At 69.2% G+C, this 13996-nt stretch carries 12 protein-coding genes; 11 read left to right on the top strand and 1 reads right to left on the bottom strand.

The window, feature by feature from the left end; genetic code table 11:
* The first annotated feature begins 553 nt into the window (after window positions 1–553).
* From ACZ6DL_RS14620 to ACZ6DL_RS14600, 5 genes are read left to right on the top strand one after another with little or no spacing between them, the layout of a single operon-like run.
* Window positions 554–2143 (top strand): peptide ABC transporter substrate-binding protein, encoded by a 1590-nt coding sequence (locus tag ACZ6DL_RS14620; protein WP_466051323.1) that lies wholly within the window; start codon window positions 554–556, stop codon window positions 2141–2143.
* 54 nt (window positions 2144–2197) lie between these two features.
* Window positions 2198–3124 carry an ABC transporter permease gene (locus ACZ6DL_RS14615; RefSeq protein WP_466051286.1) on the top strand — a complete coding sequence of 309 codons (927 nt, stop codon included), beginning with the start codon at window positions 2198–2200 and terminating at the stop codon, window positions 3122–3124.
* Window positions 3117–4070: an ABC transporter permease gene (locus tag ACZ6DL_RS14610; RefSeq protein WP_466051284.1), complete on the top strand. Its 954-nt coding sequence runs from the start codon at window positions 3117–3119 to the stop codon at window positions 4068–4070. The genes ACZ6DL_RS14615 and ACZ6DL_RS14610 overlap by 8 nt, the downstream gene beginning before the upstream one ends.
* Window positions 4067–5761, top strand: a complete 1695-nt coding sequence (locus ACZ6DL_RS14605) for an ABC transporter ATP-binding protein (RefSeq protein ID WP_466051282.1) — start codon at window positions 4067–4069, stop codon at window positions 5759–5761. Before ACZ6DL_RS14610 ends, ACZ6DL_RS14605 begins: the two co-directional genes overlap by 4 nt.
* 52 nt (window positions 5762–5813) lie before the next feature.
* Complete coding sequence (locus ACZ6DL_RS14600) at window positions 5814–6560, top strand: oxidoreductase (protein ID WP_466051280.1); 747 nt, start codon at window positions 5814–5816, stop codon at window positions 6558–6560.
* Window positions 6561–7047: 487 nt separating this feature from the next.
* Here the strand turns inward: ACZ6DL_RS14600 and ACZ6DL_RS14595 are convergent, their stop codons facing one another.
* Window positions 7048–7857, bottom strand: coding sequence for an HAD-IB family hydrolase (locus tag ACZ6DL_RS14595; RefSeq protein ID WP_466051278.1), 810 nt, complete (start codon window positions 7855–7857; stop codon window positions 7048–7050).
* A 759-nt stretch (window positions 7858–8616) separates the two neighbouring features.
* Here ACZ6DL_RS14595 and ssd point away from each other — a divergent pair.
* The 6 genes from ssd to ACZ6DL_RS14565 all read left to right on the top strand — a co-directional run bounded on the left by ssd (window position 8617) and on the right by ACZ6DL_RS14565 (window position 13964).
* On the top strand, window positions 8617–9726 hold the full coding sequence (gene ssd, locus ACZ6DL_RS14590; RefSeq protein ID WP_466051276.1) for a septum site-determining protein Ssd: 1110 nt from the start codon (window positions 8617–8619) through the stop codon (window positions 9724–9726).
* Between the two features lie 10 nt (window positions 9727–9736).
* Window positions 9737–10921, top strand: coding sequence for a TadA family conjugal transfer-associated ATPase (locus ACZ6DL_RS14585; RefSeq protein ID WP_466051274.1), 1185 nt, complete (start codon window positions 9737–9739; stop codon window positions 10919–10921).
* Window positions 10918–11712: a type II secretion system F family protein gene (locus tag ACZ6DL_RS14580; RefSeq protein ID WP_466051272.1), complete on the top strand. Its 795-nt coding sequence runs from the start codon at window positions 10918–10920 to the stop codon at window positions 11710–11712. Before ACZ6DL_RS14585 ends, ACZ6DL_RS14580 begins: the two co-directional genes overlap by 4 nt.
* Window positions 11713–12318: 606 nt before the next feature.
* Window positions 12319–12942, top strand: coding sequence for a type II secretion system F family protein (locus ACZ6DL_RS14575; protein ID WP_466051270.1), 624 nt, complete (start codon window positions 12319–12321; stop codon window positions 12940–12942).
* 447 nt (window positions 12943–13389) lie between these two features.
* Complete coding sequence (locus ACZ6DL_RS14570; RefSeq protein ID WP_051174813.1) at window positions 13390–13590, top strand: DUF4244 domain-containing protein; 201 nt, start codon at window positions 13390–13392, stop codon at window positions 13588–13590.
* Between the two features lie 59 nt (window positions 13591–13649).
* Window positions 13650–13964, top strand: a complete 315-nt coding sequence (locus ACZ6DL_RS14565) for a TadE family type IV pilus minor pilin (protein ID WP_466051268.1) — start codon at window positions 13650–13652, stop codon at window positions 13962–13964.
* The last annotated feature ends 32 nt before the right edge of the window (window positions 13965–13996 follow it).

The following is a 13996-nucleotide window of genomic DNA, read 5'->3' as shown; positions in this document are numbered from 1 at the left end:
TCGTGCCAGTGCAACCGCCCGGCCTGCTCGGCCCAGAATGCTTCCCGATCGGCCGCCGCCCGCTGGTAGAACCCCGCGTCGGCGTTCGCCTCAGCAGCGAACTCCGCGCTCGGCGGGTACGAGTCCCTGTGGTCGGCGCTGGTTCCAGTCATCTCGTCTCTTCTTTCCACGTAGCCTGAGCGCACGATTCGACGCAGCCGAGTTCGACAGTAATCAACTGTGACCCACGCCGCGTGCGGTGTATCGGCCGGGCTCCGCGCGCGCCACACCGCCGCGCGTCCTCCCGGGACGTGTGTCCCTCCCCGCCCCCGACGAAGGCGATATTCCGGTCGAATGGCCCGTTTCCGCACGAAACATGGGGTGTTTCGGCGATGTTGCCGGCTCGGTAACAAGTGCGCCGAACTCGGCGCAATCAGGTGACAGTGCCCGCGCCGGTCGTTACTCTGCCAACACACAGGGGGATCGTGTCGGCATGCGCTGATGGACCTCGCGCGGGTGCCGATCGGCTCCCCCCTTCTCGCACCGGGAGGACGCGTTGAAATTCCACAGAGCGATGGCGCTGACCGCGGCAGTCGTACTGGCCACGACGCTCGGGCTGTCCGCATGTTCCTCGGGCGACGGCGCCGATGCCGACATCGTCACCGTCAACGGCGGCGAGCCACAGAACCCCCTGGTGCCCACCAACACCAACGAGAACATGGGTGGCCGCGTGGTCGACCGGCTGTTCGCGGGCTTGAAGTACTACGACGCCGACGGCAAAGCGCACGACGAGATGGCGGAGTCGATCCAGACCACGGATCGGAAGAACTACCGGGTGACCATCAAGCCCGGCTGGAAGTTCACCGACGGCACCCCGGTGACGGCGAAGTCGTTCGTCGACGCGTGGAACTACGGGGCCCTCGGCAGCAACGCGCAGTTGCAGAGCTACGTGTTCGGCCCCATCGTCGGTTTCGACCAGGTGTCCGCGGAAAAGCCGACGGCACAGACGATGTCGGGTCTGAAGGTGATCGATGACCGCACCTTCACCATCGAGCTGAAAGCTCCGTCGATCGACTTCGAGACCGAACTCGGGTACGCGCCGTTCTATCCGCTGCCCGAAGCCGCCTTCAAGGACATGAAGGCGTTCGGGGAGAACCCGATCGGCAACGGCCCGTACAAGTTCGCCCGGACCGGGGCGTGGGAGCACAACGTCAAGATCGATCTGGTGCCCAACCCGGAATACCCCGGCGGCCGCCCGGCCAAGAACAAAGGGCTGCGGTTCGTGATGTACCAGTCCTTCGATACCGCGTACGCGGACCTGCAGGCGGGCAACCTCGACGCGCTCGACACCGTGCCCGACAGCGCGCTCACCTCCTATCAGCAGGATCTCGGCGACCGCGCGATCACCAAGCCGACCGCCCAGAATCAGCACATCGGCATCCAGGCGAATGTCGCGCACTTCGCCGGCCAGGAGGGGCTGCTGCGGCGCCGCGCGATCTCGATGGCGATCAACCGGGAACAGATCGCGCAGAACATCTTCCACGGCACCCGGATCCCGGCACGCGACTTCACCGCCAGCACGCTGCCCGGCTTCGACGCGAACCTGCCCGGCACGGAGGTGCTGAAGTACAACCCCGACGAGGCCAGGAAGGTGTGGGCACAGGCCGACGCGATATCGCCGTGGTCGGGCCGCTACGAGATCGCCTACAACTCCGACGGCGGCCATCAGGCCTGGGTGGAGGCGGTGGCCAACAGCGTCAAGAACACCCTCGGCATCGACGCCATCGGCGTGCCGTACCCGACGTTCAAGAACATCCGCGACGAGGTGAACGCGCACACGATCAACAAGGCGTTCCGCTACGGCTGGCAGGGCGACTACCCGACCATGCTGCAGTTCCTCACCTCGCAGTACTACAGCTACTCCGACACCAACAACGTCGACTACAACAGTCCCGAGTTCGACCGCTTGCTCGATGCCGCCTTGGCCGCGTCGACCCAGGAGGAGTCCTACAAGCTCGTCGCGCAGGCGCAGGCGCTGCTGATCAAGGACCTGGCCGACATTCCCGTGTTCGACTACGTGGCCGCGGCGGGCCGCTCCGACCGGGTGCGCAATGCCGAACTCGCCTGGAACGGTCTGTTCGCCTTCGAGAACATCGAGAAGTAGCCGCCAGCCGCCCGGCGTCCGCACGGCGCTCGGCGGCGCTACCCAGGAGGCGAAATGGCCTGGTATGTCGTGCGGCGTCTGCTTCAGATGATCCCCGTGTTCCTCGGGGCGACGCTGCTCATCTACGCCCTGGTGTTCCTCGTCCCGGGCGATCCGATCCACGCGCTGGCCGGTGACAAACCGATGACGCCCGCGGTCGAGGCACAGCTGCGGGCGCGTTACCACCTCGACGAGCCCTTCCTCGTGCAGTATCTGCTGTACCTGAAAGGCATCGTCACGCTGGACTTCGGCACCGCCTTCTCCGGCAGGCCGGTGCGGGACGAACTCGCGCGCGCGTTCCCGATCACGATCAAGCTGGCGCTCATGGCCGTGCTGATCGAGTCGGTCTTCGGCGTGCTGTTCGGCCTGATCGCCGGGCTGCGCAAAGGCAGACTGTTCGATTCGACGATGCTCGTGGTCAGCCTGATCGTCATCGCGGTGCCGGTCTTCGTGGTGGGCTTCCTCGCGCAGTATCTGCTCGGGGTGAAGTGGGGGATCGTTCTGGTGACCGTGTCCGGCAAGGCGACGGTCGGTGAACTGCTGGTGCCCGCGTTCGTGCTCGGCTCGCTGTCGTTCGCCTACGTTCTGCGACTGACCCGGAACTCGGTGGCGGAGAACATGTCCGCCGACTACGTGCGCACCGCGACCGCCAAGGGACTCGGCAGGCCGCGTGTGGTGACCGTGCACATCTTGCGCAACTCGATGATCCCGGTGGTCACGTTCCTCGGCGCCGATCTGGGCGCCCTGATGGGCGGCGCGATCGTCACCGAGGGCATCTTCAACATCCCGGGCGTCGGCGGCACGCTCTACCAGGCCATCACCAGGGGCGAACCGCCGACCGTGGTCTCCTTCGTCACGGTGCTGATCGTCATCTTCCTGGTCACCAACCTGGTCGTAGACCTGCTCTACGCCGCACTCGACCCGAGGATCCGCTATGCCTGACCTGACCGAGGGGCAGCCGCGCCGCGGCCAGGAGCACTTCGTCGCCCCGCCCGACGAGGTCGAGGTGCTCGCCACCGATGCCGTGCCCGCCGCGGGCGCGCCGACCAGCATCTGGCGCGACGCGTGGCGGCAGCTGCGGCGCAACCCGATCTTCGTCGTGGCGGCGGTGCTGATCGTGTTCGTGCTGATCGTGGTGATCTGGCCGGGGTTGTTCACCGACCAGGACCCGCGGTATTGCAACGGCGATTTCAGCATGGATCCGCGCGGCGCGGGCCACCCGTTCGGTTTCGACAAGCAGGGCTGCGACGTCTACGCCCGGACGGTCTACGGCGCACGGGCCTCCGTGCTCGCCGGTGTCGGCGCGACGCTGCTGTTCGTACTGATCGGCGGGACGCTCGGGGCGCTGTCGGGCTTCTACGGCGGGCCGCTGGACTCGATCGTCTCCCGGGTCGCCGAGATCTTCTACGCGATCCCGCTGATGCTGGCCGCCATCGTGATCATGCAGCTGCTGGAGGCGCGCACGATCTGGACGGTGATCGTCATCCTCGCCTCGTTCACCTGGCCGCAGGCGGCGCGGATCGCGCGCAGCGCCGTCATCCAAGCGAGGAACAGCGACTACGTCACGGCGGCGAAAGCATTGGGCGTCTCCCGCATCCGGACGCTGCTGCGTCACGTGCTGCCGAACGCGGCGGGACCGCTGATCGTGGTGACCACGCTGTGGCTGGGCGTCTTCATAGTCACCGAGGCGACGCTGTCCTATCTCGGCGTCGGCCTGCCCCGCACGGTGGTGTCCTGGGGTGCGGATATCGCCACCGGGCAGAAGGAGATCCGCACCTCGGCCATCCTGTTCTATCCGGCGACGGCGCTCGCGCTGACCGTGCTGAGCTTCATCATGCTGGGCGACGCCGTGCGGGACGCCCTGGATCCGAAGGCGAGGAAGCGATGAGCGAGACCGAGCACCCGCTGCTGGAGATCACCGATCTGAACGTGAGTTTCACCGCCGACGGCAATCCGGTGCCCGCGGTCCGCGATGTGAGCCTGTCGGTCTATCCCGGGCAGACCGTGGCCATCGTCGGCGAATCCGGTTCGGGGAAGTCGACCACCGCGCACGCGATCATCGACCTGCTGCCCGGCACGGGCCGGATCACCTCCGGGTCGATCAGATTCGACGGCACGGACCTCACGGCGGCCTCCGCACGACAAATCGTCGCGATCCGCGGCAGCGGCATCGGACTGGTGCCGCAGGACCCGATGTCGAATCTGAATCCGGTGTGGAAGGTCGGATTCCAGATCCGCGAGACGTTGGAGGCCAACGGCATCGCGAAGGGCAAGGCCGCCAGGAAACGGGCCGTGGAGCTGCTCGAGGAAGCGGGCATGCCCGACGCCGAACGCCGGGTGAACCAGTATCCGCACGAGTTCTCCGGCGGCATGCGCCAGCGCGCGCTGATCGCGATCGGCCTGTCCTGCCGGCCCAAGCTGCTCATCGCCGACGAACCGACCTCGGCGCTCGACGTGACCGTGCAGCGGCAGATCCTCGACCATCTCGACCGGCTCACCGCCGAACTCGGCACCGCCGTGCTGCTGATCACCCACGACCTGGGCCTGGCGGCGGAGCGGGCCGAACACCTGGTGGTGATGTATCGCGGCCGCGTCGTGGAATCCGGCCCGGCCCTGCGGATTCTGCGCGATCCGCAGCACCTGTACACCAAGCGGCTGGTGAGTTCGGCGCCGTCGCTGGCCGCGCGGCGCTCGGCGGTGCGGCGCCGGGCGGAGATCCGCGCGCAGGCCGTCCAGGTGGCCGAGCAGGTGGCGGCGGCCGACACGGAACTCACGGTGGTTCCGGACGAGGTGCTGGTCGCCGAGCACCTGACGAAGACGTTCCGCATCCGCGAGCGCACGCCGTGGAAATCGACCGAATTCGTCGCCGTGGACGACGTGTCGTTCCGGCTGCGGCGCGGGTCGACCACGGCGATCGTCGGCGAATCCGGCTCGGGCAAGACGACGGTGGCGCAGATGGTGCTCGGGCTGCTCGCACCCACCTCCGGCACGGTCACGTTCGACGGCAAGGACGTGACCGCCCTGGACCGCAAGGGCGCGTTCGCCTTCCGCCGCAGGGTGCAACCGATCTTCCAGGACCCCTACGGCTCGCTCGACCCGATGTACACCATCTACCGCACCATCGAGGAGCCGTTGCGCACCCATCGGATCGGCACTTCCGAAGAACGGGAGGCGACCGTGCGGGAACTGCTCGACAAGGTGGCGCTGCCGGCCGATGTGCTGCGGCGCTACCCCAACGAGCTGTCCGGCGGACAGCGTCAGCGCGTGGCCGTCGCGCGTGCGCTCGCGCTCCGGCCGGAGGTGGTGGTGTGCGACGAGGCAGTGTCCGCACTCGACGTGCTGGTGCAGGCTCAGATCCTCCGGCTGCTCAACGAGCTGCAGGCCGAGCTGGGTCTGGCGTATCTGTTCATCACCCACGATCTGGCCGTCGTCCGGCAGATCGCCGACGACGTGCTCGTCATGCAGCGCGGCAAGGTGGTCGAAGCGGCGACGACCGACGAGGTGTTCGACCACCCCCGGCAGGAGTACACGCGCAAGCTGCTCGACGCGATCCCGGGACGCGATCTGCTGGCCGGGTAGGCGAGCCGGGCGCGCGGATCGGTCCGCGCGGCCGCAAGTAGCCTCGTATGCCGTGACCGATCCGCTGCAGCCCCTCGTCGATCTCCCCGGTGTCCGGGACGCGGCCGACCGCGCCCGCGACGCGCTCGCCGCGGTGCACCGGCACAAAGCGAACCGGCGTGGGTGGCCGACCACGGCGGCCGAGGCCGCGGTGCGCGCGGCGCGGTCCTCGGCGGCCATCGACGGGGGCAGCACGGACATCCCCGCCGATGGGCGGGTGGCGGACCCGATACTGGCCGGGTCGCTGCGCGTCGGTCAGGCGCTGGACGGGGACGCGCTGCGGAATCTGGTGGGCACCTGGCAGCGCGCTCCGCTGCAGGCGTTGGCGCGGCTGCATCTGCTCGCCGCGGCCGACCTGGTACCGCAGGATGAGTCGCTCGGCAGGCCGCGCTTCGACTCCGGGGTCGCGCAGCGGCTGGACCTGCTGGCGCAAACGGTGGTCGGCTCCCGCGCGCCCGCCCCGGTGCTCGCCGCCGTAGTACACGGTGAGCTACTGGCGCTGAAGCCGTTCGGCACGGCCGACGGCGTGGTCGCGCGGGCGGCGTCCAGGCTGGTCGCGGTGTCCAGTGGGCTGGACCCGCACAGCCTCGGCGTGCCGGAGGTGTTCTTGTTGCGCAGGCGTCAGGCGTACCTGGACGCGGCCGCCGGGTTCGAATCCGGGGATGTGGAGGCCGTCGGCGGATGGGTGATCTTCTGCTGCGCGGCCTTCGAAGACGGTGCGCGCGAAGCCACATCGATCGCCGACTCGGCGGCGGGATAACCCCGGACACATCAAAGCGGGCGGCGTTGTCTGTCGACCTCACCGCCCGCTAGCACGGACTACCCGGTTACCAAGCGTGCTGGGTGGGTTGTGTTCTGCGGCCTCGGCGACAATCCGGACATCGGCCGGTTCATCCCCGCAACCTGTGCGAGGCCTTCGCCGTCGACAATCCGTATTTCGCAGGCCCACAACGCTTCTGCCCTTGTCGCGGCGCGCTCCGCGTGGGTGCCTGGTGTCCGTGCTGGGAAGGATGGTCGGGAGACAGTGCCTTCTCTTCCGGTACTGCCTTGGCCTTCCGCCCTTCCGTAGTTACCTTTCTACACTGTGACTGCACTCACATCAAGGGATTGTAAGACATTGAATAATCGGCGTTTTTCCCGGCGTTTCGTGGTTAAATGCCTGGTCCGCTGCGGCGCGTGCTAAGTCGGCAAATGCTTGGGCAAGCATCCGGCGACCAGGTATCCCGAGGTGCTCCAGCGCTCGGATATCAGCGCCGGCGGCGCAGCATCCGGTAACTGATCGCGCCCGCCAGCACCGCGCTCAAGCCGACCGCGGCCGTGGCCGCGACCGTCGTCGAGGACGGCGCCTGGAAGCGCGCCCACAGCGACACCGGGTTGGAGAAGGTCAGGATCGGCCAGCCTCGTGCGTTGGCCTCGCGGCGCAGATTGCGATCCGGGTTGACCGCGGTGGGGTGCCCCACCGCGCCGAGCAGGGGCAGATCGGTGATCGAATCGGAGTAGGCGTAGCAGCGCGACAGGTCGTAACCCTCGCCGGCGGCGAGTTTTTCGACAGCGGCCACCTTGCCCTCGCCGTAGCAGTAGAACTCGACCTCGCCGGTGTACTTCCCGTCCGCCACGACCATCTGGGTAGCCGCGGTGTGTGAAGCGCCGAGCGCTTCGGCGATCGGACCGACGATCTCCTCGCCGGAGGCCGAGACGATCACCACGTCGTGGCCCCGGATCTTGTGGTCGGCGATCAAGTCGGCGGCCTCCGCGTAGATCAGCGGATCGACCAGCTCGTGCAGCGTCTCGCCCACAATGGATTTCACCTGTTCGACGTCCCAGCCCGCGCACATGCTGGTCAGGTGGGCGCGCATGCGTTCCATCTGATCGTGGTCGGCGCCGGACAGCAGGAACAGGAAGTGCGCGTAGCTGCTCTCCAGCACGGCGCGGCGGTTCAACAGCCCCTGCGCGAAGAAGGGCTTGCTGAACACGAACGTGCTCGACTTCGCGATGACGGTCTTGTCCAGATCGAAGAAGGCCGCGACGCGTCCACCCGTAGGGGCTGAGTTGTCCACGTGACCAGGATAGGCGGCGGAGTCGCCTCCTTCCGGAGGGGCGCTGAGCTGCGGGGCGGCTCACTGCGGTGCTTCGGCCGCAGGCCGAGGGGACTTCGTAGGTTTCCGTGGTGGTGTCCTCGCGCGCTCGACCCGGTGGCGGGTGGTGTTTCCTCGCAGTGTGCGACTTCTTCGGCCCTGGCGCGCCGGCGTAGGGCCGCCTTCCTCCGGACGGCCGGTTGTGCTCGGTTCCGAGTGGTCCCACGCGGCCCTGGATGGCGCTCCTCATGCGTGGCCGCATCATCTCGGCAGCCCGGTGCGGAAACCTGGCAGACCGGCGGATCGGGTCTGCCGGGCCTGTCGTGTGGCTTCCCTGCCTTCGATCCGCCGCAGGTGGGCGGCGGACGTACTACGGTCGTGCCCGATCGGCACGCGTGTTCCGAACGGCGGCGGGCGTGCGGACGGCGCGTCGGGGGAGTTTGCCCCGTAGACGCCGAAGCCACGAGGGCCGCAAAGATGTCCGTCGGCAGACTTGCGTTGTGGGCGGGGCTTGGGTGTAGTATTGCTGGCACCTGGACATGGTCCAGGCGCGTTCAGCCCGACCCCCCGGGGCTGAACCCCGACGGCCCCAGCCTCCTCCCCCCCCGGCTGGGGCCGTCCTCTATTTCAGGGGCAGTGCGGTAGGACGCCCGGCTCGGAAGTTGTCCACACCCCGGAAGCTATCCACATTCGGCACCTCGGTCCTTCTCTGTCCGTGCGTTTTCAGCGACGCTGACCTGCATGAACCTCGAAGCATCGGAGCCGACCGGGCCGCCGCCCGCTCTCGTGCTCATCGATGACGACCGCCTGCGTGAGGAGGTCCGGCGCATCGCGGCGGCCGCCGAACGGTCTCTCGACGAGCGGACCCAGCCGGTCGGCAGGCATGCCTGGACAGGCGCTCCGCTGGTGATACTCGACACCGATGCGGCGCGGGAGGCGGCCGCGGCGGGATACCTGCGCCGGACCGGCGTGGTGTTGGTAACCGATGGTGAGCCAGGCTTGCTCGACTGGCAGGCCGCCGCCTCGGTCGGGGCGGAGCGGGCTATCGCCCTGCCCGGCGCGGCGGTGGGGCTTATCGAGATGTTTGCCGAGTACGGCGAGCAACGTGCGGGTGATGGTGTGGTGGTCGCCGTCGCGGGGGCGGGCGGCGGGGCCGGGGCATCCACCTTGGCCGTCGCGGTCGCGCTGCGCGCCGCCGCGGAAGGGTTCCGGCGCGAGACCTTGCTGGTGGACGGCGCGCCCTTCGCGGGTGGCCTCGACCTGCTGCTCGGTATCGAGAACACGGCTGGGTTGCGCTGGCCGGATCTGGTGATCGAGGACGGGCGGGTCTCCGCGACCGCGTTGCACGGCGCCCTGCCCGTCGCGGCGCCCGGTCTGGCGGTACTGTCCTGCGGGCGCTGCGGTGCGGGACGATTGCCACGCGAGCTCGGTGCGGCCGGAGTCCGCGCTGTGATCGAAGCGGGCCGTGTCGCAGGCGATTTCGTAGTTTGCGACATTTCCGGTGAGCGCGGACCGCATGCCGACCAGATGCTCGACTCGGCGGATCTCGTGGTGCTGGTCGTCCCGGCGCGCCTGCGGGCGGTCGCCGCCGCCGAAGCGGTGTCCGCGCACATCGCGCGCCGAAACCCGAACCAGGGCCTGATCGTTCGCGGCCCGGCGCCCGGTGGCCTGCGCGCGTCCGAGGTCTGCGAGGTGCTCGATCTTCCGCTGCTCGCCGCCGTCCGTGCCCAGAGCGGTCTGGCGCACCGGCTGGAGCGCGGCGGGATCTCGGTCCGCAGGCGCGGACCGTTACGCGATGCCGCCGACGCCGTGCTCGGCGTGCTCAGCGCGCCACCTGGGCAGCGGAGGTGAGGCGGGGAAGATGAGCGCGATACTGACCACCGAGCTGTTGGATCGGGTGCGGGAGCGACTGGCCACCGAGACCGGTGATCCGGATCCGGCGCAGGTCGCCGCCGCGATCCGCGCCGAAGCGGGCGGGGTGCTGGGGGACACCGATCTGCTGCGCGCCCTGCGGTTGTTGCAGACGGAGCTGACCGGCGCGGGCGTACTCGAAACGCTGCTGCACGATCCGCACGTCGCGGACGTCTTGGTGACAGGTCCCGACGCGGTGTGGATCGATCGCGGGCACGGCCTGGAGCGGACTTCGATCACGTTCTCCGACGAGGCCGCGGTACGGCGGCTGGCGCAGCGCCTGGCACTGTCGGCCGGGCGACGGCTCGACGACGCACAACCATGGGTGGACGGTCGGCTGACGGGAACCGGCGCGGCACTGGGGGATTCCTTCGGTGTCCGCTTGCACGCGGTGCTCGCGCCGGTCGCGCACGGGGGCACCTGTCTGTCGCTGCGCGTTCTTCGTCCCGCTACTCAGGGACTCGACGCGCTCGCGTCGGCGGGCGCGGTGCCCGCCGACGCGAAGATCCTGCTGAAACGAATCGTCCGGGCGAGGCTGGCATTCCTCGTGGTCGGTGGCACCGGCACAGGAAAGACGACGCTGCTGTCCGGCCTGCTCGCCACGGTGGACCCATCCGAGCGGATCGTCTGCGTCGAGGATGCGGCGGAACTCGCGCCACCGCATCCGCACGTGGTCCGGCTGGTCGCCAGGACCGCGAACGTGGAGGGCGTCGGTGAGATCACCGTGCGCGACCTGGTCCGCCAAGCGCTGCGCATGCGGCCGGACCGGATCGTGGTCGGCGAGGTCAGGGGAGCCGAGGTGGTCGACCTGCTGACCGCGTTGAACACCGGTCACGACGGAGGAGCGGGCACCGTGCACGCCAACTCGCCGCGCGAAGTCCCGGCCCGCTTGGAAGCTCTCGCCGCCTTGGGCGGAATGGATCGAGCGGCCTTGCACAGTCAACTCGCCGCCGCGGTGCAGGTCGTCCTGCACGTGCACCGTCGAACCGACGGCTCGCGCGGCTTACGCGAGATCGGCCTCGTGCACCGTAGCGGCGAGGGACACGTGCGGATCACGCCCGCCTGGCACGACACGGATGCGGCTCCCGCCGCCACGGACCTGTCCAGCCTGCTCGCCGAACGGCTCGACCGATGAGCGGCGCGCTCTTGTGCCTCGCGCTGGCGTTGACCGTGGTCCCGGCGCCGCGGTCGCGCCGCCGGTTCGAGCGGTTGTCGACCGCGCGGGCCGAGTATCGGATGCCGGAGCGCGAAAGGCTGTTTCGCGCAGTTGCGAGCGCAGGCGTGGTGGTTGTGCTCCTCGTCTTCGGCCCTGGTCCTTTCCTCGCGGCCGGCCTGGTCAGCGGAACGGTCGGGTTGCGTGCCCGCCGGGCGGCGCGGGACCGGCGCAGGAGTGCCGAGCAAGGACATCTGCTCGACGCTTTGGAGGCCGTGATCGCCGAATTGCGGGTGGGGGCGCACCCGAGCGCCGCCGCCGAGACCGCCGCGCGTGAGGTGCGAGGCGAATCGGCACGCGCGTTTGCCATCGGCGCCGCACGCAGTCGGCTCGGTGGCTCGGCGGCGGAGGGTCTGCGCAAACCGGATTCCTTGATCACCGAGGAACTTTCCCGGGTCGCGGGCGCTTGGCAGGTGGCCGAGCGGCACGGCTTGGCGCTGGCCGAGTTGCTGTCGGCAGCCCGAACGGATCTCGCGGGCCGCCTTCGATTCCACGGGCGCACCACAGCAGCGCTGGCCGGTGCGCGCGCCACTGCCGCGGTCCTCGCCTGCCTGCCGCTTCTCGGCATCGCCCTCGGCCAAATGATGGGCGCAGCGCCGCTGCACGTCCTCTTCGCCTCGTCCGCAGGGACGGTGCTGCTTCCGCTCGGCGCGGGACTGGCCTGCGCGGGCCTGCTGTGGACCGATGTGATCACGCGAAAGGTGCTGTTATGAAGACGCTTACGACGGTCGGCCGTGAGCGGCCGAATACCCAGGCCGACCTCGCGCTTTCGATGTCGGCATCGATACGCGATGCGTGGAAATCCGTCGGCGAGATGTGGAGGTTCGTAGGGCCGTCGGTGCCAGCGGCTGTTTCTGCCATAACCGCGAGCGGTACGGCCGCACGAAGCCACCGCCCGGTCCGTAGTGCCCGCCCATTACCGCGACCGCGGGCCGATCTCATCGGCGAGTGTGTCGGCGGCGTCGACAGGTCGGCTGAGCGCCGCATGTCACCGGGTGTCCTGCCAGCAGTTCGTACCCGTGATCCTCGCGCCGACCGTCCCGGGGGTTCCGGCACGCCGGTGACGCGTGCTACGCCGCCGTGCAGCCACGCGACGAGTCGTGTCCGTGGTTCTTGCTCGAGGGTTGTGGGGTGCGCTGGAAGGTCTGTGGCGTTCGGTGTGCCGCCGTATGGCCTGATGAGGGGTCGTGTCCGTGGTTGTCGCTCGAAGTGTGGCGGGCCCGCTGGCACGTCTGTGATGTTCGGTGTGTCGCCGTGCGGCTCGGCGGCAGGTCATATCTGCGGTTCTCGCACCACAGGGCAGGTAAAGGAGGCTGATGATGGCGTTCACCCCGAATGCAGCGCTGCCGTTATTGCTGGTGGCGGTAGCACTCGCCCTGGTCCCGGGGCGGGTCGCCGTAAGCCGGCGGCTACCCGTCCTCGGCCGAGTCCACCACGGGCCGACCGAGTCGTCGCGCCGAGCGAACAAGGGGATGGATCCGCTGGCCGTCGCCTCGGTTCTCGATCTGCTGGCCGCCTGCCTGCGGGCCGGGCTGCCCATGGCAGGCGCGGCGCGGGCGGTGGCGCCGGAGGCGCCCGAAGCGCTCGGCGAAGCATTGCGACGCGCTGCGGACCTGCTCGCATTGGGGGCCGACGCGGCCACGGTCTGGGAACAGGTGGCGCGCGACGCGAATGGGCGTCCCGGGGCCGAGGAGATCGAGTCACTGGCCCGGATGGCGCGCCGCTCGGCACGCTCCGGGTCATCTCTGGCGGCCGCGGTGCTGGAACTGGCCGAGCAGCAGAGGTCCGCGGTCGAAGACACGGCAGCTGCGAAGGCGGAGCGCGCGGGTGTCCTGATCGGCGGGCCGTTGGGTCTGTGCTTCCTCCCGGCCTTCGTTTGCCTCGGCATAGTGCCGGTGGTCATCGGCTTGGCAGGACGAGTGCTCGACGGCGGACTGTTGTAATCCTGCGGCATCCCGTGGCTTTGCCTTCCACGAGACCGGCTCGAAGCACGCGGTGCTTTCGGACGGGTTCGGCGGTTCAGGTCGCGGCGGTGCGTGGGTGTGACAGCAGACGGGGTGTGAGCGGATTGCTGGCATTCCGCGACGTGCCGTGGCCTCGCGACCCGACAGTGTCGGCTCGGACGTGTGACGGGTTCGGCGGAGCACGGTGCGGCGGTGCGTCGGCGTGGTCGGCGGTTCGGCGGGGCGAGGTGGCGCCGCCGGGCATTTCGCGAGGCGAGCGTTCGCCTGATCCGGGTGTGCGGATCGGCGGCGGCGAGGTGGTTCCGAGACGGGGGCACATGCCGCGGACTGCTTCGGAACAAGCGTGCCCGTGCGGAGCGGCCGCACGGGCCGGAAAGGAGGAATCGGGTGCGTATCCAGGGGGTCGTGAGGTCCGTTGGCCAGAGGATGAGGGCTGTATATATGGGCTTGCGGGTGCGAGTGCTACGGGCGGTGGTCGCGGAGGACGGCATGAGCACGGCGGAGTACGCGATCGGCACGATCGCGGCGGCGGCATTCGGCGCCGTGCTCTACGGCGTGGTGACCGGCGACAGCATCGTGAATGCGCTGACGAAGATCATCGACCGGGCGCTCAACACGTCGGTGTAGGCGTCGCCGCTGCCGAACGATGCCGTGACGCGCCGGGACCGCGCGACGATCGGGGAGCGGTGACGGTCGAGGCAGCGCTCGCATTGACCGCGCTCATGGCGGCCGTCGTGCTCTGCCTCGGGGCTCTACTGGCGGCGTCGACGCAGGTCCGCTGTGTCGACGCCGCCCGCGAGGCGGCCCGCCTCGTCGCGCGAGGCGATCATGCCAACGCTCGCCCGGCGGCCGAGCGCATCGCCCCGCCCTCGGCCGACATCGCACTGCGCATCGAGGGCACTCGTGCCATAGCCGTGGTCTCCGCAGGAACTCCGCTGTTACCGCTGCTCACCCTCCGCGCGGAAGCGGTCGCGACGCTCGAACCCGGGGTCGCGAAATGAAAGGGGTACCCACGGCGTGCTTCCACATGGGC

It is taken from the genome of Nocardia sp. NPDC041819, assembly GCF_055590505.1.
This window is presented reverse-complemented; position numbering and strand designations above follow the sequence as displayed.

What these genes read in the sequence shown, in the direction of transcription:
- ssd (WP_466051276.1), top strand. Translation starts at nt 8,617, where the DNA reads ATGAACCTCGAAGCATCGGAGCCGACCGGGCCGCCGCCCGCTCTCGTG.
- ACZ6DL_RS14605 (WP_466051282.1), top strand. Translation starts at nt 4,067, where the DNA reads ATGAGCGAGACCGAGCACCCGCTGCTGGAGATCACCGATCTGAACGTG.
- ACZ6DL_RS14575 (WP_466051270.1), top strand. Translation starts at nt 12,319, where the DNA reads ATGGCGTTCACCCCGAATGCAGCGCTGCCGTTATTGCTGGTGGCGGTA.
- ACZ6DL_RS14570 (WP_051174813.1), top strand. Translation starts at nt 13,390, where the DNA reads ATGAGGGCTGTATATATGGGCTTGCGGGTGCGAGTGCTACGGGCGGTG.
- ACZ6DL_RS14580 (WP_466051272.1), top strand. Translation starts at nt 10,918, where the DNA reads ATGAGCGGCGCGCTCTTGTGCCTCGCGCTGGCGTTGACCGTGGTCCCG.
- ACZ6DL_RS14585 (WP_466051274.1), top strand. Translation starts at nt 9,737, where the DNA reads ATGAGCGCGATACTGACCACCGAGCTGTTGGATCGGGTGCGGGAGCGA.
- ACZ6DL_RS14615 (WP_466051286.1), top strand. Translation starts at nt 2,198, where the DNA reads ATGGCCTGGTATGTCGTGCGGCGTCTGCTTCAGATGATCCCCGTGTTC.
- ACZ6DL_RS14620 (WP_466051323.1), top strand. Translation starts at nt 554, where the DNA reads ATGGCGCTGACCGCGGCAGTCGTACTGGCCACGACGCTCGGGCTGTCC.
- ACZ6DL_RS14610 (WP_466051284.1), top strand. Translation starts at nt 3,117, where the DNA reads ATGCCTGACCTGACCGAGGGGCAGCCGCGCCGCGGCCAGGAGCACTTC.